General features: G+C 60.7%; 22 protein-coding genes. 13 read left to right on the top strand and 9 right to left on the bottom strand.

All coding sequences use genetic code 11. The features are described 5' to 3' along the window. The first annotated feature begins 102 nt into the window (after positions 1 to 102). Genes CKW07_RS12695 through CKW07_RS12705 form a run of 3 tightly spaced genes read left to right on the top strand, consistent with a single transcriptional unit; the run spans position 103 to position 2,927 of the window. Complete coding sequence (locus CKW07_RS12695; protein ID WP_095145215.1) at positions 103 to 1,011, top strand: ABC transporter permease; 909 nt, start codon at positions 103 to 105, stop codon at positions 1,009 to 1,011. Then, complete coding sequence (locus tag CKW07_RS12700; RefSeq protein WP_095145216.1) at positions 1,008 to 1,856, top strand: ABC transporter permease; 849 nt, start codon at positions 1,008 to 1,010, stop codon at positions 1,854 to 1,856. Before CKW07_RS12695 ends, CKW07_RS12700 begins: the two co-directional genes overlap by 4 nt. Before the next feature lie 15 nt (positions 1,857 to 1,871). After that, a complete protein-coding gene (locus CKW07_RS12705) occupies positions 1,872 to 2,927 on the top strand; it encodes an ABC transporter ATP-binding protein (protein WP_095145217.1) in 1,056 nt (351 codons plus the stop codon). A 50-nt stretch (positions 2,928 to 2,977) separates the two neighbouring features. Here CKW07_RS12705 and CKW07_RS12710 read toward each other — a convergent pair whose 3' ends face one another. Continuing rightward, a complete protein-coding gene (locus CKW07_RS12710; protein ID WP_095145218.1) occupies positions 2,978 to 3,907 on the bottom strand; it encodes an AraC family transcriptional regulator in 930 nt (309 codons plus the stop codon). A gap of 335 nt (positions 3,908 to 4,242) precedes the next feature. On the opposite strand from CKW07_RS12710, the gene CKW07_RS12715 reads away from it, so the two are divergent. Continuing rightward, complete coding sequence (locus CKW07_RS12715; protein ID WP_095145219.1) at positions 4,243 to 4,608, top strand: putative quinol monooxygenase; 366 nt, start codon at positions 4,243 to 4,245, stop codon at positions 4,606 to 4,608. Positions 4,609 to 4,617: 9 nt separating this feature from the next. Further along, positions 4,618 to 4,881, top strand: coding sequence for a hypothetical protein (locus tag CKW07_RS12720; RefSeq protein WP_095078590.1), 264 nt, complete (start codon positions 4,618 to 4,620; stop codon positions 4,879 to 4,881). On the opposite strand, the gene CKW07_RS12725 is transcribed toward CKW07_RS12720, so the two are convergent. The 6 genes from CKW07_RS12725 to CKW07_RS12750 form a co-directional block, all read right to left on the bottom strand. Next, on the bottom strand, positions 4,882 to 5,514 hold the full coding sequence (locus CKW07_RS12725) for a flavin reductase family protein (RefSeq protein WP_095145220.1): 633 nt from the start codon (positions 5,512 to 5,514) through the stop codon (positions 4,882 to 4,884). 139 nt (positions 5,515 to 5,653) lie between these two features. Next, positions 5,654 to 5,989 (bottom strand): hypothetical protein, encoded by a 336-nt coding sequence (locus CKW07_RS12730; protein ID WP_095145221.1) that lies wholly within the window; start codon positions 5,987 to 5,989, stop codon positions 5,654 to 5,656. Between the two features lie 400 nt (positions 5,990 to 6,389). Further along, the gene (locus CKW07_RS12735) at positions 6,390 to 7,709 is read right to left on the bottom strand and encodes an MFS transporter (protein ID WP_095145222.1); all 1,320 of its coding nucleotides are present in this window, start codon (positions 7,707 to 7,709) and stop codon (positions 6,390 to 6,392) included. A gap of 189 nt (positions 7,710 to 7,898) precedes the next feature. After that, positions 7,899 to 9,227, bottom strand: coding sequence for a sigma-54 dependent transcriptional regulator (locus CKW07_RS12740; RefSeq protein ID WP_095145223.1), 1,329 nt, complete (start codon positions 9,225 to 9,227; stop codon positions 7,899 to 7,901). Then, positions 9,221 to 10,987 carry an ATP-binding protein gene (locus CKW07_RS12745; protein WP_095145224.1) on the bottom strand — a complete coding sequence of 589 codons (1,767 nt, stop codon included), beginning with the start codon at positions 10,985 to 10,987 and terminating at the stop codon, positions 9,221 to 9,223. Before CKW07_RS12745 ends, CKW07_RS12740 begins: the two co-directional genes overlap by 7 nt. A 278-nt stretch (positions 10,988 to 11,265) precedes the next feature. Beyond that, on the bottom strand, positions 11,266 to 12,789 hold the full coding sequence (locus CKW07_RS12750) for a fumarate hydratase (RefSeq protein ID WP_095145225.1): 1,524 nt from the start codon (positions 12,787 to 12,789) through the stop codon (positions 11,266 to 11,268). Positions 12,790 to 13,102: 313 nt separating this feature from the next. Between CKW07_RS12750 and CKW07_RS12755 the strand changes: the two genes are divergently transcribed. The 3 genes from CKW07_RS12755 to CKW07_RS12765 are packed head-to-tail and all read left to right on the top strand — an operon-like array spanning position 13,103 to position 15,916. Further along, positions 13,103 to 14,209: a diguanylate cyclase gene (locus CKW07_RS12755; protein ID WP_095145226.1), complete on the top strand. Its 1,107-nt coding sequence runs from the start codon at positions 13,103 to 13,105 to the stop codon at positions 14,207 to 14,209. Then, the gene (locus CKW07_RS12760; protein ID WP_095145227.1) at positions 14,202 to 15,137 is read left to right on the top strand and encodes an iron-sulfur-binding ferredoxin reductase; all 936 of its coding nucleotides are present in this window, start codon (positions 14,202 to 14,204) and stop codon (positions 15,135 to 15,137) included. Before CKW07_RS12755 ends, CKW07_RS12760 begins: the two co-directional genes overlap by 8 nt. Before the next feature lie 29 nt (positions 15,138 to 15,166). Then, positions 15,167 to 15,916 (top strand): enoyl-CoA hydratase-related protein, encoded by a 750-nt coding sequence (locus CKW07_RS12765; RefSeq protein ID WP_095145228.1) that lies wholly within the window; start codon positions 15,167 to 15,169, stop codon positions 15,914 to 15,916. A 120-nt stretch (positions 15,917 to 16,036) separates the two neighbouring features. Here the strand turns inward: CKW07_RS12765 and pyk are convergent, their stop codons facing one another. Further along, on the bottom strand, positions 16,037 to 17,488 hold the full coding sequence (pyk, locus tag CKW07_RS12770; protein ID WP_095145229.1) for a pyruvate kinase: 1,452 nt from the start codon (positions 17,486 to 17,488) through the stop codon (positions 16,037 to 16,039). 156 nt (positions 17,489 to 17,644) lie between these two features. On the opposite strand from pyk, the gene CKW07_RS12775 reads away from it, so the two are divergent. The 3 genes from CKW07_RS12775 (at position 17,645) to sbcB (ending at position 20,195) form a co-directional block, all read left to right on the top strand. After that, complete coding sequence (locus CKW07_RS12775; protein WP_095145230.1) at positions 17,645 to 18,019, top strand: tol-pal system YbgF family protein; 375 nt, start codon at positions 17,645 to 17,647, stop codon at positions 18,017 to 18,019. Positions 18,020 to 18,254: 235 nt separating this feature from the next. After that, positions 18,255 to 18,614 carry a pilus assembly protein PilZ gene (locus tag CKW07_RS12780; RefSeq protein WP_095145231.1) on the top strand — a complete coding sequence of 120 codons (360 nt, stop codon included), beginning with the start codon at positions 18,255 to 18,257 and terminating at the stop codon, positions 18,612 to 18,614. Positions 18,615 to 18,767: 153 nt separating this feature from the next. Next, positions 18,768 to 20,195, top strand: coding sequence for an exodeoxyribonuclease I (gene sbcB, locus CKW07_RS12785; RefSeq protein WP_095145232.1), 1,428 nt, complete (start codon positions 18,768 to 18,770; stop codon positions 20,193 to 20,195). Between the two features lie 99 nt (positions 20,196 to 20,294). Here sbcB and mvaT read toward each other — a convergent pair whose 3' ends face one another. Then, on the bottom strand, positions 20,295 to 20,669 hold the full coding sequence (gene mvaT, locus CKW07_RS12790) for a histone-like nucleoid-structuring protein MvaT (RefSeq protein ID WP_083356977.1): 375 nt from the start codon (positions 20,667 to 20,669) through the stop codon (positions 20,295 to 20,297). 347 nt (positions 20,670 to 21,016) lie between these two features. On the opposite strand from mvaT, the gene purU reads away from it, so the two are divergent. Beyond that, the gene (gene purU, locus CKW07_RS12795) at positions 21,017 to 21,865 is read left to right on the top strand and encodes a formyltetrahydrofolate deformylase (protein ID WP_095145233.1); all 849 of its coding nucleotides are present in this window, start codon (positions 21,017 to 21,019) and stop codon (positions 21,863 to 21,865) included. Between the two features lie 129 nt (positions 21,866 to 21,994). Continuing rightward, positions 21,995 to 22,192 (top strand): hypothetical protein, encoded by a 198-nt coding sequence (locus tag CKW07_RS12800; RefSeq protein ID WP_095145234.1) that lies wholly within the window; start codon positions 21,995 to 21,997, stop codon positions 22,190 to 22,192. Positions 22,193 to 22,197: the final 5 nt, after the last annotated feature.

The following is a 22,197-nucleotide window of genomic DNA, read 5'->3' on the forward strand; positions in this document are numbered from 1 at the left end:
AGGTTCTGGGGGGCGCTTTGCGACCCAGCGGGAGCAAGCTCCCTCGCCACGGTTTCTCGTGCGACTCCAGGTTTTTTGTTTTCCATTGACGAGACCCTTGCTATGGAACACCAACCCCTGACCCACCCGGTCGGCGCAGCTGTCGTGCGCCGCCACCTCGGCGTTTCACCGACGCTGCGCGCCTGGTTTCTCCTGACGCCCTCGATGCTGTTTCTCGGTGTGCTGATTGCCGCCAGCCTCTTGGTGCTGCGCATGAGCGTTGGCACCAAAGGCGCGGAGTGGAGCGGTTTCAGCCTGGCCAGCTACGCCCAGTTGCTGGAGCCTTACTACCTCAAGTCCTTGCTGCTGACCCTGCGCCTGGCATTGATCAGCGCGGTGATCGCGGTGCTGCTGGCGATTCCGGTGGCGTACACCATGTCGCGCCTGACTTCACCCTTGCTGCGCCGGGTGTTTCTGGCGGCGGTGCTGTTGCCGTTGCTGGTCAATCTGCTGCTGCAAAGCTATGGCTGGCTGGTGATCCTGGGCCCCGGTGGCATGCTCAACCAGGCCTTGATGGGCCTGGGCCTGATTCAGCGCCCGATCATGCTGCTGTACAACCAGAACGGCGTATTGATGGGGCTGGTGCAAACCGCGTTTCCGTTGGCCGTCCTGCCGATTGCCAGTGCCATGCGCGGCGTTGCCCGGACCTATGAAGAAGCCGCCGCGACCCTCGGCGCCAGCCGCTTGCAGGTGTTCCGCCAGGTCGTGTTGCCCATGAGCCTGCCGGGGATCATCACCGGTGCGACCCTGGTCTTCGCCTACAACGCCAGCAGTTTTGTGGTGCCGTTGCTGCTCGGCGGCCGACGCGTGCCGATGCTGGCGGTGATGGTGCACGACCAGATTGCGCCGCTGATGAACTGGCCGGCCGCGTCCGCGGCAGGCGTGGTGTTGATCGTTACCACCCTGGCCATCATGACCCTGTCCGAATACATCACCGGCCGTCGTCGGCGCATGCTGGAGGCTTCGCAATGAGCACCTTGATCAAGAAGCGCCAGTCGTTGTTGCCCGGCGATACCGGCAGGTTTGCCGGCGTGTTGTCCGGTTTCATCCTGCTGCTGGCGGTGCTGCCGATCCTGACCATGATCGTCATGTCGTTCAGTGGCGCGTCGAACCTCGACTTCCCGCCCAGCAGCTACAGCCTGCAATGGTACAAGGCCGCCTGGCACACCTTCGTTTCGCCGGACGCCAGCGATGTGCTGAGCCTGGGCACGGCCATGAGCACCAGCCTGATGGTGTCATGCCTGACCATGATCTTCGCCACGCTCATCGCGGTGCCGGCTGCCTATGCGCTGACCCGTTGCGAGTTTCGTGGCAAGGCCGTGGCGTTGCAATTGATGTCGCTGCCGCTGGTGTTTCCGATGGTGGTGCTGGGGCTGGCCTTGCTGTTGGTGTTCGACAGCCTGCCATTCCAGATGACCACCTCGCGGCTGGTGATTGCCCACGTGATCCTGGCCCTGCCATTCGTGGTGAAGAACTGCACGGCGGCAATGCTTTCCATTGGCAGCGAAGTCGAAGAAGCAGCGCAGATGCTTGGTGCTTCGCCGACCCGGGCCATTTTCGATGTGGTGGTACCGCTGATGAAGTCGGGGATCCTGGCGGGGATGCTGCTGGCATTCATCGTCTCGTTCAACGAATTCACCGTGACCTACTTCCTCTACACCATCGATGTCATGACCGTGCCGATCTGGATGTACAGCCGCACCGTGTCATCGCTGGACCCCACCGTATTTTCGTTTGCCGTGCTGATCGTGCTGATCGACTTCGTCCTGATCTGGGCGTTGGAGAAGCTGGTCGGTGAAGGTGGCGTTTCCTTTTGATTTGAGGTGAGCAACATGACTGGTCTGATTCTGGAAAACGTCGAGAAACATTACGGCTCGGCTTGCGCGGTAAAAGACGTCAACCTGCATTTGCCCGAGGGCAAGCTGGTGTGTTTTCTCGGGCCCTCGGGCTGCGGTAAAACCACCTTGCTGCGCATGATCGCGGGCCTGGAAACCCTTAGTGGCGGGGAGATTCGCCTGGACGGCGAAGACATTGGTAATACACCCGCGCACCTGCGCAACTTCGGCATGGTGTTTCAATCCCTGGCGCTGTTCCCGCACATGACCGTCGGCGAGAACATCGCCTATCCCTTGAAGCTGCGCGGCGTGAGCAAGAGCGACCAGCAGACGCGGGTCACTGAGCTGCTGCAACTGATTCAGCTGCAGCAGATGGTCGACCGTCCGGTGTCGAAACTGTCCGGCGGCCAGCGTCAACGAGTGGCGATTGCCCGGGCGATTGCCGCGCATCCGAAAATCCTGTTGCTCGATGAGCCGCTGTCAGCACTGGACGCCAAGCTGCGTGAGTCGATGCAGGTGGAAATCCGTCAGTTGCAGCAACGCCTGAACATCACCACCATCCTGGTCACTCACGACCAGCGTGAAGCCATGACCATGGCCGATATCGTGGTGGTACTGGGTGAGCACCGGATCCAGCAGATTGGTACGCCGATCGAGATCTACCGCCACCCGGCCAACGAGTTTGTGGCGGACTTCATCGGTTCGGGCAACATTTTCCCGGCCACCGCATTGGGTGATGGCAAGGTCGGCTTGCCAGGTGGCGATGCCCTGCAGGTGCCGATCTGCAGTAGCATCGTGGTGGGCGAGAAGGTCAAGATGCTGGTGCGTCCCGAGGACTTGCAACTGTCCCATCCTCAGGCGACGGCGGGTAACCGGCTACTGGGCAAAGTGACTTTTGTACGGGATATCGGCGCGACCATCGAAACCACGGTCGAGTGTTCCGGCGTTTCGCTGACTGCCCTGAGCACACCGTGCCAGGACATCGGCCTGAGCATCGGCAATCCGGTGTCGGTGACTATTCCGTCCGAAGCCTGTCGGGTACTGGGCGCCTGAGGTCAGAGGTGGTCACGGGCGGTGTTCCATTTGCCCGCCGAAGATTCTGATTAAACCGATATCCGCAACCGCGCCAGATCCCGCAACGGCGGAGCGCCGAACAGCCTGCTGTATTCACGGCTGAACTGTGAGGGGCTTTCATAGCCGACACGGTAACCGGCGGCGGAGGCGTCGATGCCCTCGGCCAGCATCAGGCGCCGCGCCTCTTGCAGGCGCAGTTGCTTCTGATACTGCAGTGGACTCATGGCCGTCATCGCCTTGAAGCGGTGGTGCAGGGTCGACACACTCAGGTTCACTTCCCGGGCCAGGTCGTCAATGCGCAAGGGTTGCTCGTAGTTGCCGTTGAGCCATTTGATGGCCTGGCTGATGCGATGGCTCTGGCTGTTGGCGATCGCTATTTCATACAACCGGTGGCCTTGGGGGCTGCGCAGCAAACGATAGAGAATCTCCCGGCGCACCAGCGGTGCGAGCATGGCGATGTCTTTCGGTGTGTCGAGCAGGCGTGCCAGGCGCAGCACGGCATCGAGCATCGGTTGATCCAGTTGCTCGACATACAGGCCACGCCCGACGGGGCGGGTGGGGACGCCGAGGGGGCCAGCGTCGGCGATCAACGTGGTGATCTCCGCGGGGTCGATGTCCAGGCGCAGGGCAAGGATTGGCTCCTGGGGCGAGACATTCACCACCCGTCCGCTCAGCGGCATCGAGACCGAGACCACCAGGTAGTTGAGTGGGTCGTAGTTGAAGACTTCGTCCGCCAGGTGCACCTCTTTGCGGCCTTGGGCCATGATGCACAGCGCAGGTTGCGCGAGCACCGGGGCGAACTCGTGGGACTGGCTGTGGCGCGACAGGAACAACGAACCGATGGCGGTCGCGTAGCTGCCGTCCTCGCAGGTGTTACGGCCAATGATTGCCGAGAGTTCCACGCGTTGTTGTTCCAGATTGGCGTCCAGCGGGGCGTGGGTGGAATCCAGAGACGTCATGGGCACATCCTCGGCAAGGTTGATGGAATGGGCACAGCTTAAATTTGTGCAAGGCAGGGTGGTAGGTCGATCCTGCGCAAAACTTGCCTGATCCTGCCGTGTCGTCCAGTGGAGCATGGAAAATCTGCCGGGTGCACTGAAAAACTTGCTCGAAACACCCAGTGGCGTTCATTGCTCAGGTGGGGATGGGTGTGGCAGCGATCCCGTGCCGATGCAGGATTGTGCAACAAGCCGGCAGGAATCGACTAACGCCCCTTGAGCCAGGTGCTTAACCTCTGTTCCTGTCGCCGCCTCTCTCAAGGCTGCGGACCGTCGACACCCAGGGAGACTCGAACATGTCCATGCAAATCCCCGTCAGCCATATGGCGTTTGTCCGTGCCCGAGCGGGACGCTCGATGGAGTTGGGTGCGCGCTTGAGCAGCCTGATCGAACCTTCGCGCCAGGCGCGCGGGTGCCTGCACTTCGCCTTGCAGCACTCGTTGTGCGACCCCGATTTGTGGCTGGTGTCTGGCTTCTGGGCCGACCAGCAGGCCATGACTGCCTATTTCGGCAGTCCGGCCATGGCGATATTCGGCGAGTTGGTGCAGGAACTGGTGGTCAATCACCTGGATTTTCACACCTTCAGCGACGTGTCGGCGCAACAGGCGCGCGGTGAGTACCCACAGTTCAACGCCTCGGCCATGCAGCAGTTGGCCTGCTGAGGGTTTAGAATGGCCGACTTTCCATTGGCCAGGATCCGCAACATGGCACGTAAAGAGTTTGCACAATTCGAAGCCGTTTCAGCCGCGGTACGCGCTGAGGAAGGCTACAACGCCGCGATCGCCGTCAAGGCACTGGGTGGCTCGGGCGCCCCGCGCTTTAATAAAGTCCTCATCGAACAGACGTTCAAGACCGCCCTTGAGGCCGATCAGGCCGCCGAGCAGCAACTCGAGCACTTGGCCGACGTCAGCGAAGACGGTGAACTGGTCTGGTAATCACCGCCCGCTTGCCCCCGGACGGAACATTTTGAACAAGGCCTCCGGGCCCACCTGGAAATAGTCCGCCGGGCCGCCGCCGCGCAGAATCGGCTCTGCCGCGGCGGTGTCGTAGACCCCATCCTTGAGCAACCACTTGGCGATATGCACGGCGACCACTTCGCCGAGGACCAGCCAGCTCGGCACCACTTCCTTGTCTGCGCGCTGCAACTGAATGATCTGGGTGACCTTGCACTCGAAGGACACCGGGCTTTGGGCGACGCGCGGTACCTGAATGATCTTCGAGGCCACGGTCGTGAGCCCGGCCAGTTCGAATTCGTTGACGTCGGGCGCCACCATGGCGCAGCTCTGGTTCATCTGCTCTGCCAACGGGCGAGTGGCCAGGTTCCAGGCGAACTCGCCGGTCTGTTCGATGTTGTTCAGGCTGTCTTTGCGACCCACGCTCGAGAACCCGATGATCGGCGGAATGTAGTTGAACGCGTTGAAAAAGCTGTAGGGCGCCAGGTTCAGCCGGCCTTGAGTGTCCTGTGATGAAATCCAGCCGATAGGCCGTGGGCCGACGATGGCATTGAACGGGTCATGGGGCAGACCGTGGCCCAGGGCGGGTTCGTAGAAGTGGATATCGTCAGGCATGGGCGCGGTTCCAGGGCGGGGAAAGGGTGCAATAGTGCAAGGCGTGCGCGGATTACTCCAAGGCTTTTTTGCTCGGGTTCCTGCCCCGTAAAAACGACTAAGCCCGGCCGAGGCCGGGCTGTGATGCCGCGTTCAGCTGTCAGCTGATGGAAGCCGAGCCGGTGCGATCGAAGCCGTCAGAGGCGAGAGTGGCGGAGCCGGTGCGGTCAAAACCATCTTGAGCGACGGTGGCGGAACCGGTGCGGTCGTAGCCATCTTCAACCAGGCCTTTTTCTTCCAGGCGATCACGACCACCTTCGGCAACGGTCTGGCCTTGTGGGGTGCGGTCGAAGCCGTCGGCGGCGAGAGTGGCAGCGCCAGTGCGATCGTAACCATCAGCGGCGACAGCAGAACCGGTGCGCTCAAAACCATCGGCGGCAAAGGTGTTGGCGGCCAGTACGGAGAAGGTCAGGGCGAGGATCAGTTTGGTTTTCATGGTGTGTGCTCCAGATGCGTTGACGTGTTGTGCGTTGGGTATGGAATTCATACTACGCGGATGAATTTGATTAAAAAGCGCAAATATTTGCCTTTAAGTATCGATTTATTAGATGTATTCAGTGTCGCAGATTGCTTTCAGGCACGGCTTCCCAGGCCTGCATTCTCTGTACGGACGAGACGTCGATAGGGATTCAGATGGCAGCAGAATGACAACCGGGAATTAACCGATCATTAATCATCGCGGGATGAACGAGTGGTGTCTTTTTCGAGGGAGCGGGGGGAGTGCGGCGAGGGGAGATTGCAGGAGCGGTATGTCGAAGATTCACGGGCGAAAGCGGTGTGGCAGGTGTACCCGCCGGCTCCTACAAGGCCTGTAGAAGCCGGCGGATGAGTGGCCGTCAGTCAGTCACGATCCGCGAGTGTTTGCGAGTGTCCTTCATAGTGATGTACACCACCAGCGACACGGCGATGCACGCAGTTACGTACCAGTAGTAGCCGGTTTCCATGCCGATGCTCTTGAACCACAGGGCGATGTACTCGGCGGTGCCGCCGAAGATCGACACGGTCAGCGCGTATGGCAGGCCTACGCCCAGTGCGCGAATTTCGGTCGGGAACAGTTCGGCTTTGACCACGGCATTGATCGAGGTGTAGCCGCTGACGATGATCAGGGCGGCCATGATCAGGAAGAACGCGCCCCACCAGGTCTGGATGGTGTGCAGGGTCATCAGGATCGGCACGGTGAACAGGGTCCCCAGCACACCGAAGGCGATCAGGATCGGGCGACGACCGATTTTATCCGACAAGCCGCCAATGATCGGTTGCAGGCACATGAACAGGAACAGGGTGGCCGCCGAAATGGTGGTGGAGTCGCTGATGCTCATGCCCACCGTGTTCACCAGGTACTTCTGCATGTACGTGGTGTAGGTGTAGAACGCCAGGGTGCCGCCCATGGTCAGGCCGACCACGGTCAGCAACTCCTTGGGGTGACGCATCAGCGTGCGCATGGTGCTTTCTTTGGACTTTTCTTTCTTGGTGAACGACTCGGTTTCTTCCATCCCGCGACGCAAATACAACGCTACCACTGCACACAGGGCGCCGATGGCGAACGGGATACGCCAGCCCCAGGCATACAGCTGTTCGGTGGTCAGGGTGTTTTGCAGCACGATCAGCACGCCCAGTGCGATGAGCTGGCCGGAAATCAGGGTCACGTACTGGAAGCTGGAGAAGAAGCCACGGCGCTCCTTGGTCGCCATTTCGCTGAGGTAAGTGGCTGAGGTGCCATACTCGCCGCCGACCGACAGGCCTTGCAGCAATCGGGCAAAGATCAGCAGGATCGGCGCACCAATACCGATGGTTTCGTAACTAGGGCTCAGGGCGATAAGTAACGAGCCGAAGCACATCAGGTAGACCGAGGCCATCAACGCGGCTTTACGGCCGACACGGTCGGCGTAAATGCCCATCAGCCAGCCACCGATAGGACGCATCAGGAAGCCGACGGCGAAGATCGCTGCGGTATTCATTAACTGTGCAGTGGAAGAGCCGGCAGGGAAGAAGGTTTTTGCAAAGTACAGGGAGAATGCGGCGTAGACGTACCAGTCGTACCACTCGACCATGTTGCCGACGGAACCGCTGAAAATCGATTTGATGCGGCTGGCCGTGGTTCTTACTTTGGCAGGCGAAGCAGCCGACCCAAGAGGCAGGGCTTGTGAGTTATCCATGACGGATCCTTCATTTAATTGTTTTTGTGGAGCGCGCAAAAACGCAGCCTGCAGGGTCTATTGCAGGAGCTGTGCCAAGTTGGAGAGGGCCGGTTTAGAGGGGTGTGGTTGTTTTTGTGAGCGAGATATCGCTCATCACCTGAAATTGATGAGCGGAAATCCGCTTATAGGTGTTGATCGCTCGAGGGTTCAGGGCAGGAACATTTCTCGGGTGAGGCCGTGGCGCTGCATTTTTTCATTGAAGGTGCGGCGCGGCAGGTGCAGCTCTTCGAGGACGGCCTTGATATCGCCATTGTGGCGGGTCAGCGCGGCGCGCAGGCATTGGGCTTCGAAGGCTTCCTGTTGGGCGGCGAGGGACTGGCCGGTCTCGATTGCGGCGGGTTCCGGTTCATCCAGCCCCAGGACCTGACGCTCGGCCACGTTGGCCAGTTCGCGCACGTTACCGGGCCAGTCGTGACTCAGCAGCCGGCTCAATTGCGCACCGCTCAGGGGCCCGTGGCTGCGCCCCAGTCGTTGCGCCGCGGCCTGGGCGAAATGTTCGTACAGCAAGGGAATGTCTTCACGGCGCTCGCGCAACGGCGGCAGGCGCAATTGCGCAACGTTCAGCCGATAGGCCAGGTCTTCGCGAAAACGTCCGGCGCGGGCTTCATCCAGCAGATCGGGTTTGGTCGCGGCGATGATGCGCAGGTCGACATCAATGCTCTGGTTGGCGCCCAGTCGCTCAAGCTTTTTGTCCTGCAGCACTCGCAGCAGTTTGACCTGCTGCGCCAACGGCATGCTTTCGATCTCATCGAGGAACAGGGTGCCGCCATCGGCGTATTCCAGTTTGCCGATGCGTTTGCCCTGAGCGCCGGTGAAGGCGCCGCTTTCGTGACCGAACAGCTCGGCCTCGAACAGTTGCTCGGGGATCGCCGCACAGTTCAGGGCCACAAAGGGTTTATCGGCGCGTGAGCCAAAATCATGCAGGCAACGGGCTACCAGTTCCTTGCCACTGCCGGTTTCGCCGCGGATCAGCACATTCACCGGCAGCGCCGCGAGGTCCAGCACTTGTCGGCGCAGGGTCTGCAAGCCCTGGGAAACACCCAGCAGGCTGGCCTCGAGTCGGCTGCGGTGGTCGGCCTGTTCGTGCAGGGCCCGGTTTTCCAGCACCAGCCGCCGCTTGTCCAGCGCCCGGCGCAGGCTGTTGAGCAAGGTCTCGGGGCTGAAGGGCTTTTCGAGGAAGTCGTAGGCACCCTCGCGCATGGCTTCGACCGCCATCGGCACATCGCCATGACCGGTCAGCAGGATCACCGGTAAGTCCACGTCCTGGTGTTGCAGTTTCGCCAGCAATTCAAGGCCACTCATGCCCGGCATGCGCACATCGCTGAGAATCACCCCGGGGAAGTGGGCCGGCAGGTGCGCCAGGCATTCCTCGGCGCGGCTGAACAGTTTCACGTCGAACCCCGAGAGGCTCAGCCACTGCTCGACCGCGTCGCGGATACTGCGTTCGTCATCAACCAGGATTACCGAGTTCAGCATTGAATGTGCGCCTCCAGATCGATCGGCAGGGTGACGGTGAAGATCGCGCCGTCGCCCTGGTTGTCGGCGCTCAGGCGGCCACCGAGTTCATGGATGATGGCAAAGGATACGGCCAGTCCGAGGCCCAGGCCATCACCCACCGGCTTGGTAGTGAAGAAGGGGTCGAACACATTCGGCAGGTCCTGCTCGGCGATACCGCCACCGCTGTCGGCAACGCTCAGGCGCCACAGTTGATCATCGGCTTGCAGCTGGATGTGCAGCCGCTTGAGCGGTTTGTCACGCATGGCGTCGAGGGCGTTGCGCAGCAGATTGATCATGACCTGTTCCAGCCGGATCGCGTCGCCACGGACCCAGGCCGGGCGAGTCAGTTGCACCACGCAATCGACCTGTTCATCGCGCACGCGGGTATCGAGCAACTGCAAGGATTGATCGACCACTGCCGCCAGGTCCAGCCGCTCGCGCAAGCCGCTGGGGCTTTTGCGGGCGAAGGTTTTCAGGTGGCCGGTGAGGGCCGCCATGCGGGTCAGCATGTCGTCCAAAGGTTTCAATGCTTTGTAGGCATCATCGACCCGCCCATGCTCAAGCAGTAGGCGCAAGGTTGCCAATTGCATGCGCTGAGCGGTCAGCGGCTGGTTGATTTCGTGGGCCAGGGCCGCCGACATCTGCCCCAACGCGGCGAGTTTGGCCGACTGCACCAAGCCGTCCTGCGCGGTGCGCAGGTCACGGGTGCGCTCTTCGACCAGGCGTTCGAGTTCTTCGCGGCTGCGCTGGCGCAACTTGGCCAAGCGCCAGCGCTGACTGAGAAACAACAGCAGGAACACCAGGGTCAGCCACAGTCCGGCGGCGGCCAGCCCCGCGTTACGCAAGTCCTCGAACGTGACCTGGGGGCGGCGCAACAGGTGCAGGGTCCAGCCTTCGGTGCTCAGTGGCAGTGACTCCCACAGGTACTCGGCCGAACCCTGCGGGCTATCGACACGGGCCAGGTAGCTGTTGTCGTCAAACCGCCGGATCATTTGATGGGCCAGCGGGACGAGCGCTTGCTTGTCGTACTGGCGCGTGGCCTTGAGCTCGGCACGATCGGTGTCCGACAGGGTTTCCAGCAGGCGATAGCGCCAGCCCGGCTGGTTGGCGATAAACACGATGCCGCGGGCATCGCTTACCAGCAGCGTGTCGGTGCCCTGGCGCCATTCGCGCTCCAGTTCCGGAAATTCGAGCTTCACCACCATGGCGCCGAGAAACTCGCCGCTATCGTTGGTGACCGCACTCGACAAAAAGTAGCCGGGAATCCCGCTGGTTACACCCACCGCATAGAAGCGCCCGGTACCCTGGCTGCGAGTTTGGCTGAAATAGGGGCGAAAGCCGTAGTTGTGGCCGACGTAGCTGCTGGGCAAGCGCCAGTTGCTGGCGGCCACCGCAAGGCCGGTGCGATCGAGCAACTCGAGGGTGGACGACTCTGCCGCGCCGTTGATTTTTTCGAGTTTGCGGTTCAGTGATTCCTGTTGCTGCGCACTCACCGGGCCATCCAGGGCCGAACGCAGCTCCGGGTCCAGTGCCAGTACGGCGGGCAGGGCGCGGTAACGTTCGATCAGGGTGTGCAGGGAGTTGGCGTACAGCGCCAGTTGCTGATTGGCGCGCTCGGCGTCGTCTTCCTGGGCCTGGCGCTCGGCGTGGCGCATGGCAGCGCTAGCCATCAGGACGGTGCCGGCAACGATGAGCAGGATGTAGAGCGTCAGGCGCAGGGGGCGAAAAAGGGTCGGCATGCTGTTGGCACAGGCTACAGGTTCGGGGTGCGCACGATAGCATGCAGTGCTCCATCAGCACTTGACCGAAGTCGCTGGAGAACCATTCAGAAACCTTTGCCTGGTTGAAAGGCTATTGATGTGTTGGAACGGATTGAGTCCTGAGGTGGGTTTACACCGAAACTGCCTGGGAAAACGCAACAAGACCCTGTGGGGTGACGGGGCTACAGAGGCGCATAAAAAAACCGCGCTGTTTTTGCAAACAACGCGGCTTCCTTGTTCCAGGGGTTAAGTGCTTCTTACTGCACTTCTACCGCCAGGCTTTCACTGATTTTCTGCTGCCAGATGGCCGGGCCGGTGATGTGCACCGACTCGCCCTTGCTGTCGACCGCAACGGTCACTGGCATGTCCTTGACGTCGAACTCGTAGATGGCTTCCATCCCCAGCTCGGCGAACGCGACAACGCGGGACTTCTTGATCGCTTGCGCCACCAGGTAAGCCGCGCCGCCCACGGCCATCAGGTAAACGGCTTTGTGGTCCTTGATCGCCTCGATGGCGGTCGGACCGCGCTCGGATTTGCCGATCATGCCCAGCAGGCCGGTCTGGTCGAGGATCTGGCGGGTGAACTTGTCCATCCGAGTGGCCGTTGTCGGGCCTGCCGGGCCAACCACTTCGTCGCGCACCGGATCAACCGGGCCGACGTAGTAGATGAAGCGACCCTTGAGGTCTACCGGCAGGGTTTCGCCCTTGTTCAGCATCTCGACCATGCGCTTGTGCGCCGCGTCGCGACCGGTGAGCATCTTGCCGTTGAGCAGGACGGTTTCGCCCGGCTTCCAGCTCTGTACTTCTTCCGGGGTCAGGGTGTCGAGGTTGACGCGACGGGCCGACGGGCCGGCTTCCCAGACGATTTCCGGGTAGGCGTCCAGCGGTGGCGCTTCCAGGGACGCCGGGCCGGAACCGTCGAGCACGAAGTGCGCGTGACGGGTCGCGGCGCAGTTCGGGATCATGCACACCGGCAGGGACGCGGCGTGGGTCGGGTAGTCCATGATCTTCACGTCGAGCACGGTGGTCAGGCCACCCAGGCCCTGGGCGCCGATGCCCAACTGGTTGACCTTCTCGAACAGCTCCAGGCGCATTTCTTCAATGCGGTTCTGTGGGCCACGGGCCTTGAGCTCGTGGATGTCGATGGATTCCATCAACACTTCCTTGGCCATGACGGCGGCTTTCTCGGCGGTGCCGCCGATGCCGATGCCGAGCATGCCTGGTGGGCACCAGCCGGCGCCCATTTCCGGGACGGTTTTCAGCACCCAGTCGACGATCGAGTCGGACGGGTTGAGCATGGCCATTTTCGACTTGTTCTCGGAACCGCCGCCCTTGGCCGCCACGTCGACTTCCACGGTGTTACCCGGGACGATCGAGTAGTGGATCACTGCCGGGGTGTTGTCCTTGGTGTTTTTACGAGCGCCCGCCGGGTCGGCGAGGATCGAGGCACGCAGGACGTTTTCCGGCAGGTTGTAAGCGCGACGCACGCCTTCGTTGATCATGTCGTCCAGGCTCATGGTCGCGCCATCCCAGCGCACGTCCATGCCCACGCGGACAAACACGGTGACGATACCTGTGTCCTGGCAGATCGGGCGGTGGCCGGTGGCGCACATGCGCGAGTTGATCAGGATCTGCGCGATCGAATCGCGGGCTGCCGGCGACTCTTCGCGCAGGTAGGCCTCGTGCATCGCCTGGATAAAGTCCACGGGGTGGTAGTAGGAAATGAACTGCAGGGCGTCAGCAACGCTCTGAATCAGGTCGTCTTGCTTGATCACGGTCATGAGTCGCGCTCCTCTAAAAGACGGGAACATTTAATAAAGGTGCTTGCAGTTGGGGTGCATCGGTCGGCTGCAAACACCTTTCAAGGCACGCCGGGGTTGCTGGCGCGACGCTAAAAAGGCGCGGCAGTATACCGCGCATCAAGGCCGGGCACACCCGCCGGCAGTCAAACGAAGGTCGCATGCCTGGATCGCGGGGGCGAGGGGGGGGCCTCGAAAATTGAATGGTCATTTTCGAGCAGCAACACTAAAGTGACAGCAGGCCTTTTAGGGTAGGACACTCTTATCAGCCATCCTCTGCACGGTGAGTCAACGATTGGCCCATAACGCGATCCAGAGTCTTTTGCTCAAGCGCTTTATTCTGGCGACGGGCACGTATGCGCTGGCGTTACTGCTGCTGTGGCTGGCCGTTCTCAGCGGGCATTACCAAGGCTCTGTACTGGGCGCGGTGATCGGCACGGTGTTGGTGATGGCCTGTCAGTCGCTGCTGTTTACACTGTTCTATACCGGGCGCAACCTGCGCTTTGCCGATCCCAGCCTGACTGAAGTCCAGGTGCTGCTGGGGATCGGTTGGCAGAGCTGGCTCATCGCCTACCTGGACTCGGCCCGTGGTGCCTTCCTGGTGTTCTACGTCCTGATTCTATTGTTCGGACTGTTCCATTTGCCGCGCCGAACGTTTGTCCGCTGTGCGGCCCTGGTGTTCTTCAGCTTTGCCGGCATCAACCTCTGGGAAGGTTATCACTTTGAGTTGGCGGACCCGACGCTGGCGGCGCTGCAAGTCTGTGTACTGTTTATCGTGCTGGTCTGGCTGGCGCTGTATGCCAGTTATGTTCAGGCCTCGCGCCTGCGCATGCGGCAACGACGATTTGCCTTGCAGGCGCACCAGGACACCTTGCGCGGGATGATGCGCCAGCTCGAAGACCTGGTGGCCACCGATGAGTTGACCGGGTTGTTCAATCGACGGCATTTTCTGCGCCTGGCGACCCGCGAACTGCAGCGCATGGAGCCTGGCGTCGCGCATGGCCTGGCGCTGATTGACCTTGATCATTTCAAACGCATCAATGATCTCCACGGTCATGCGGCCGGCGATCAGGTGTTGCAGGCCTTCGCCGCTGTCGCCACCGCCTGTCTGCGCGATGGCGATGTGGTGGCGCGTTATGGCGGAGAAGAGTTTGTGTTGTTGCTGCCCGATTCTGATCCCGAACGCCTGACGACCTGTTGCGAGCGCCTGCGCGTTGCTTTCACCGGCGTCGAGTTGGTCGGCCTGAACGTGCGGGATTTGAGCCTGTCCGCCGGCATGACCCTGCTTGAGGCGGAGGAGGATCTGGACGACGCGCTGCACCGCGCCGACCAGGCGTTGTATCGCGCCAAGCGCGATGGCCGTAACCGCTGCGCCGCGGCTTGGGAAAGTGCCGATGCCTGAGTTGCGCGTGGGCGAACAGCAATGGACGGTGGCGGCTGGCAGCAACCTGCTCGATGCCTTGAACCGCAACGGGATGCAGGTGCCTTACAGCTGTCGCGCGGGCAGTTGCCATGCCTGCCTGGTGCATTGCCTGCACGGCGAGGTCAGTGATCGCCGACCGGATGCGCTGAGTGCGGATCAGCGCCAGCGAGGCTGGCGGTTGGCCTGCCAGTGCGAGGTGGTCGATGATCTGCAGGTGGCGGTGTTCGATCCCGTGCGCGACGGCTTGCCTGCCGTTGTCCAGGCCGCAGACTGGCTGAGCCCCACCGTCCTGCGCCTGCGCTTGCAACCCGAGCGACCGCTGCGTTATCAGGCCGGGCAGCATCTGGTGCTGTGGGCCGGTCAGGTGGCCAGGCCCTACTCACTGGCCAGCCTGCCGCAGGAAGATCGTTTTCTCGAGTTTCACTTGGATTGCCGCTTGCCGGGGGCCTTCAGCGATGCGGCGCGTTTGCTGAAAATCGGTGACCCGATCCGCCTGGGTGAGCTGCGCGGCGGTGCGCTGCATTACGATCCCGACTGGCAAGCCCGACCACTCTGGCTACTGGCCGCCGGCACAGGACTGGCCCCATTGTTCGGGGTGTTGCGCGAGGCATTGCGCCAGGATCACCAAGGCCCGATCCGGGTCATTCACCTGGCCCATGACGCCAGCGAGCACTACCTGGCCAAACCCTTGGTGGCGCTGGCGGCGAGCCGTGAAAACCTTAGTGTCGAACTGCTGACGACGGCCGAGCAGTCAGCGGCTTTGGCGCAATTGCGCCTTGTTTCCCGGCAGACCCTGGCTTTACTCTGCGGTCACCCTGACAGCGTCGACGCCTTTGCCCGGCGCCTGTACCTGGCGGGGCTACCGCGTAATCAACTGCTGGCCGATGTGTTCCTGCCCCGTGGTTGAACGCTGATTTTCTTTTCATGAGATTCACCATGACCGACGCCATTTTGATAGAGCGCGAGCACGGCCTGCTGACCTTGCGCCTGAACCGCCCGGACAAGAAAAACGCCCTGACCCGTGCGATGTACAGTCAGTTGGGCGAAGCCCTGCAGCAGGCTGACGCCGATCCGCAGATTAAGGCGATACTGATTACCGGCAGCCACGAGTGTTTTACCGCCGGCAACGACATCGCGGACTTCATCCAGGAGCCGCCCAGCGACCTCGACAGCCCGGTGTTCCGGTTCATGCGCAGCCTGCTGGAATGCCGCAAGCCGGTGGTCGCCGCCGTGGCCGGTGCCGCGGTGGGCATTGGCACGACGCTGCTGCTGCATTGCGATCTGGTTTATGTCAGCGCGGATGCCAAGCTGCGCATGCCATTCGTCAACCTGGGGCTGTGCCCCGAGTTTGGCTCAAGTCTGATCCTGCCGCGACTGCTCGGCCAGGCCAAAGCCGCCGAACTGTTGCTGTTGGGTGAAAGTTTCAACGGCGAGCAGGCTGCCGCCTGGGGCATTGCCACCCAGGTATTGCCGAACGCAGAGGCTACCTTCGCCAAGGCCCGCGAGATGGCGTTGCGTTTCGACAAGCTGCCACCGGAAGCGGTGCGCATCAGCAAGCAGCTGATGAAAGCCCCCGACCGCGAACGGCTGCGTGCGGTGGTCGAGGAGGAGGGCAAGTTGTTTGTCCAACGGTTGCGCTCGCCGGAAGCGATTGCCGCGCTGTCGGGGTTTATCAACCGACATTGAGTTTGCGGTGGCTGGACTTGCCCGCGATGAGGCCCGATCAGGCAATCCGTTTGTTGGATCAGAAAGCAAAAAGCCCCGCCATTCTCATGGCGGGGCTTTTGTTTTTCAGCAACCGATCACTCAGACCATCTTGTCGCCAACGTGCAGGATCTTCATGCCGTTGGTGCCGCCGATGGTGTGGTAGCTGTCGCCCTTGGTCAGGATGACCCAGTCGCCTTTCTCGACCACGCCACGTGCCAGCAACTCGTCGATGGCGGCCTGGCTGACTTGCTCAGGCGGCAAGGACGCCGGGTCGAACGGTACGGTGTAGACGCCGCGGAACATGGCCGCGCGGGCCTGGGTTTCGCGGTGCGGGGAGAACGCGTAGATCGGTACCGAAGAGCGGATACGCGACATGATCAGGGGGGTATAGCCACTTTCGGTCAACGCGATGATCGCCTTGACGCCCGGGAAGTGGTTGGCCGTGTACATGGCGGCCAGGGCGATGCTCTGGTCGCAGCTTTCGAACACCTTGCCGATGCGATGGCTGGAGGTTTTGCTGGTCGGGTGCTTTTCGGCGCCGACACAGATGCGCGCCATGGCTTGCACGGCTTCCAGCGGGTACAGGCCCGCGGCACTTTCGGCCGAGAGCATCACGGCGTCGGTGTAGTCGAGCACGGCGTTGGCCACGTCGGACACTTCAGCACGGGTCGGCATCGGGTTCTGGATCATCGACTCCATCATCTGGGTCGCCACGATCACCGCTTTGTTGTGACGGCGTGCGTGCAGGATGATCTTCTTCTGAATGCCCACCAGTTCGGCGTCGCCGATTTCCACGCCCAGGTCACCACGGGCCACCATGACGGCGTCGGACGCTTTGATCAGGCCGTCGAGGGTTTCGTCGTCGGCCACGGCTTCGGCGCGTTCGATCTTGGCCACCAGCCAGGCAGTACCGCCGGCTTCGTCGCGCAGTTGACGGGCGTACTCCATGTCGGCGGCGTCACGCGGGAAAGACACGGCGAGGTAGTCGACCTGCATTTCGGCGGCGAGCTTGATGTCGGCCTTGTCTTTTTCAGTCAGGGCCGGAGCGGTCAGGCCACCACCACGACGGTTGATCCCTTTGTGGTCCGACAGCGGGCCGCCGATGGTCACGGTGCAGTGCAGTTCGGTGGCGGTGGCGGTATCAACGCGCATCACTACGCGGCCGTCGTCGAGCAGCAGCTCATCGCCCACGCCGCAATCCTTGACCAGGTCCGGGTAGTCGATGCCGACCACTTGCTGGTTGCCTTCGGTCAGCGGATGGCTGGTGGAGAAGGTGAACTGATCACCAATCTTCAGCTCGATGCGCTTGTTGGCGAACTTGGCGATGCGGATTTTCGGGCCTTGCAGGTCACCCAGCAGGGCAACGAAGCGGCCGTGCTTGGCGGCGAGGTCACGGACCAGTTGGGCGCGAGCCTTGTGCTCGTCGGGGGTGCCGTGGGAGAAGTTCAGGCGGGCAACGTCCAGGCCAGCCAGGATCAGCTGTTCGAGAACTTCCGGCGAGTTACTGGCCGGGCCAAGGGTGGCGACGATTTTGGTACGACGGACGGACATGCAAAGACTCCTGAGTTCAAGCGCTGAGTGAGGCTACTATGCTGCGAAGTTGTAGTCATTGTTCGTTTGCACTACTTATCGCTTTCTTTATTGAACAAGCCGCACTGAAGATTTTTGACGCCGGGTCGATACAGAGCTCAAGACAGGAGAACCCCCATGCGATTCGTGCTCATAGCTGCCCTTGCCCTCAGTGCCGTGGGTTGCACCCGTTGGTCGATGGACCATCACCTGAACACCGCCTACCGCGCCTATGACGCCGGCAACTGCGAGCGTGTCATGCTCGAACTGTCCCAGGTCGACCGTGACAGCCGCGCGCGGCGTTATATTCAGCCTGAGGTATCGATGCTGCGCGGGCAGTGCCTGGAACGTCAGAAACTGTACGTCGACGCCGCCCATACCTACCAGTTCATCATGGCCCAGTATCCCGGCAACGAGTACGCCTACCGTGCCCGCGCACGGCTGGAGACCCTGCAGTCGTTGGGCTGGTATCCAGCACGAAGCAGTGCCAGGAGCACGCCCGCGCCTCTGTGATGTTGATTATCATTTGAAGGCTGGTCGTGCGCCGTCCTTGAGCTAGTATTCGATCAAGACGTTTGGAGTATTCTCCCTGAATGTCGTTGATACCTGTGAACGGCAGAGGTCATGCGAGCACCTCGATAGCAAGGGTGTTCGCCCCCGGAATCAGGCACAGCGAGCCAGCGATGCGGGCTCGTTGCGAAGCATTAATGCGACCCTGCCCAAGGGTCCTGGCAAAGCGATACCCAGCATGTTCACAGAACGCCGGATCGAGCGGCACCAGTTGCCGTGTTTTCTGAAAGTATTCAACAGCGTCACCGACAAGCCCATGGGCTCTATCGGCAGTGTCTGCGAAGACGGGCTGATGCTCATCAGCCAGTTGCCGATGATGGTGGGCGCGGTGTTTGATTTGCGCTTGAAGATCCCAGTCAGCGACGGCGTCGCGCAGGTGATCGACCTGCGGGCCTGTTGCTTGTGGTGCCATGAAGATGCGACGCCCCATCATTATGATGCCGGGTTCCTGATAGAGCATGTGCCGCCTGAATATGGGCAGCTGGTGAGTGCCTTGCGGCACTATTTCAGCTTTTATCCAGTGTCGGCATCGGTGTGATGTTCAGCTGTCATGAGGGTCGGTTGCTTCGCCCGGGAACGAGATAACTCTGTCTGACAAGGTGTTGGCGATAACGGCTTGAATGACAAGATGACTGGTCGGCGCAGCGCTTGAGCGCCTAGACTTCGCCGGTCTCAAGTTCAGGAACAGCCCGTGACCTCCATCTTCTGGTACGACTACGAAACCACTGGCATCACACCGCGCTGCGACCGACCGCTGCAAGTGGCCGGTATTCGCACCGATTTCGACCTCAATGAGATCGATCAGCCGGTCAACCTCTATTGCCAGCCCAGCGACGACATCCTGCCTCACCCGGCGGCGTGCGTGATCACCGGGATTACCCCGGGCCGGCTGGCCGGTCAGGGGTTGTGTGAAGCCGATTTCATGACCCGGGTTCATGGGCAACTCGCGGCCCCCGGAACCTGTGGCGCTGGTTACAACACCTTGCGCTTTGACGATGAAATGACCCGCTACAGCCTCTACCGCAATTTTTTCGATCCCTATGCGCGAGAGTGGCAGGGCGGTAACAGCCGTTGGGACCTGATCGATGTCGTGCGTGCAGCCTATGCGTTGCGCCCGGACGGTATCGTCTGGCCGCAGGAGGATGGCCGCGTCACGTTGAAACTCGAGCGCCTGACAGCCGCCAATGGCATCGACCATGGTCAGGCCCACGATGCATTGTCCGATGTTCGCGCAACCATTGCCCTGGCGCGGTTGATCCGGGACAAACAGCCCAGACTCTACGACTGGCTGTTCAAGTTGCGCAGCAAGCAGAAAGTCATGGATCAAGTTCGTCTATTGCAGCCGATGGTGCATATTTCCGGACGCTTTTCGGCTGCCCGCAGTTATGTGGGGGTTGTCCTTCCACTGGCCTGGCATCCGCGCAATCGCAATGCCTTGATTGTCTGTGACCTGCATCTGGATCCGCAGGGGTTGCTGGATCTGGACGCCGAGACCTTGCGTAAGCGCCTATATACCCGTCATGAAGACCTTGGCGAGGGTGAGTTGCCGGTGCCGCTCAAGTTGATTCAAATTAACCGTTGTCCGGTGGTGGCACCGTTATCGGTGTTGCGCGACGAGGATCAGCAACGGCTGCAACTGGATATGGCGTTGTATCAGGCACGGGCGCTGCGGCTAAGTGACGCACAGACACTATGGCGAGACAAAGTTTCGGCCATTTATGCCCGTGATGATTTCTCGCCGAGCGAGGATCCCGAGCAACAGTTGTACGACGGCTTCATGGGTGATCGGGATCGACGTTTATGCGAGCAAGTCAGAGCGGCCGATCCGCAGCAATTAGCACAAGAGCAATGGCCGTTCGATGATGAGCGTTTGCCGGAATTATTATTTCGATATCGCGCACGCAACTTCCCCGATACGTTGAGTGCGTCGGAGCAAGAGCGCTGGAAATTATTCTGCCAGCAACGATTGTCGGACGCTCGATGGGGTGCCCCCAATACCTTGCAGGACTTTTATGAAGCGATAGGGCAATGGGCGCTTAGTGCCACGAATACTCAGCGCCAGGTGCTGGATGAGTGGCGTGAGTACGCAGACAAATTATGCAAACGTTTGGGTCTTTGAAAACACGCCATGAAGCCGGCGAATGCCGGCCATAAAAAAACGCCAGCATTCGCTGGCGTTTTTGATGTTCGCAAGTGAACCTGCGATACGTGTCGAGGCTTAGCCCAGCAGGGTCGCCCAGCTTTCAACCACGTCACCGCCCCACTTGGCTTTCCACTCTTTCAACGTTTTGTGGTTGCCACCTTTGGTTTCGATGACTTCGCCGTTGTGCGGGTTTTTGTATTGTTTAACCTTGCGAGCACGTTTGGTGCCGGTAGTTTTGACTGCGCCGCGTGGGGCTTTAACTTTCGATTCCGGATCCAGCAGGGCGATGATGTCGCGCAGGGATTTGGAGTATTCGCCCATCAGGGTGCGCAATTTGCCTTCGAATTCCAGCTCGGTTTGCAGTTTGTCGTCTTGGGACAGGTTCTTCAAACGGGCCTGCAGCTCTTTGATTGCTTCTTCGGTGGCGCGGTATTCGTTGATCAGGGACATGAGGATTACCTTATGTTGGTCGCTGAGTAGCGGGGAGACAGTGGCGCAATAATAATCAGGGTGTTTCATCAAGTAAACATTAAAGCAAACTTTAATTTGCGGTGATTAATGTCAATGGCATGAAAAAATGACTGAGAATTAAACTTCTGTGGGGAGGGTTACAGTTATTCACACAACCATTTTTGTCTGTTTTTCAAAGACGCCGGCATCGGATTCGAGCATGGAAAACCGGCTCGATTAGGCCCGACCACGGGGCGGGCACATCTCGCGATTGTTCGGGAGTACTGCAGTTTTGCTGCGTAATCGCTAGAATGGCGGCCTTTGCGAAGTTCTGGAGTTCTCCCCCCATGCGCACTTTTCGGCTAGTGATTGCTTGCCCGGACCGCGTCGGCATCGTTGCTAAAGTCAGTAACTTTCTGGCGTCACACAATGGCTGGATCACTGAAGCGAGCCATCACTCGGACAATCTCAGTGGCTGGTTCTTCATGCGTCACGAAATTCGTGCCGATTCGCTGCCATTCGGCCTTGAGGCATTCCGCGAGGCGTTTGCGCCGATTGCCGAAGAGTTCTCGATGGACTGGCGCATCACCGACACCGCGCAGAAAAAACGCGTAGTCCTGATGGCCAGTCGTGAGTCCCACTGCCTGGCAGACTTACTGCACCGCTGGCACAGCGACGAACTGGACTGCGAAATCGCCTGCGTGATTTCCAACCATAACGACCTGCGTAGCATGGTCGAGTGGCACGGTATTCCTTATTACCATGTGCCGGTTGACCCGCAGAACAAAGTGCCTGCGTTTACCGAAGTCTCGCGCCTGGTCAAACAGCACGATGCTGAAGTCGTGGTGCTGGCGCGCTACATGCAGATCCTGCCGCCTGAGCTGTGCACTGAATACGCACACAAGGTCATCAACATTCACCACAGCTTCCTGCCGTCGTTTGTGGGGGCCAAGCCTTACCACCAGGCTTCGATGCGTGGCGTGAAGCTGATCGGCGCCACCTGCCACTACGTCACCGAAGAGCTGGATGCCGGCCCTATCATCGAGCAGGACGTGGTTCGCGTCAGCCACAGCGACAGCATTGAAGATATGGTGCGCTTCGGCCGTGACGTCGAGAAGATGGTGCTGGCCCGTGGTTTGCGTTATCACCTGGAAGATCGCGTGCTGGTGCACGGCAACAAGACCGTGGTGTTCTGACCGGACGCGGCGGTTGTAAAGACAAGGGCCTGAGCGTTCAATCGCTTCAGGCCCTGATCGTTCCCTCGCTCTGCGTGGGAATGCAGCCTGTGACGCTCTGCGTCACTCGGTCTGGGGGAGGCAGGGAAAATGACTGATCCACTGGATAAAGCAACCGCCAGGGCACCCTCGACCCTGGGTGAGGGGTGTTTGAGTCGTTACGACCCGGATGAGCTGAGTGTCGAGGACGGCACCGAGTTTCCCGGTGCCGCCGAACTCTGGGAGCAGTTGCAGGAGGTGTCCGCGCCGACGACTGCTGGCACGGACTTGCCGACAAGCAAGCCCTGAAGGGC

This window comes from Pseudomonas sp. Irchel s3b6, from assembly GCF_900187415.1.
Lineage (GTDB): Bacteria > Pseudomonadota > Gammaproteobacteria > Pseudomonadales > Pseudomonadaceae > Aquipseudomonas.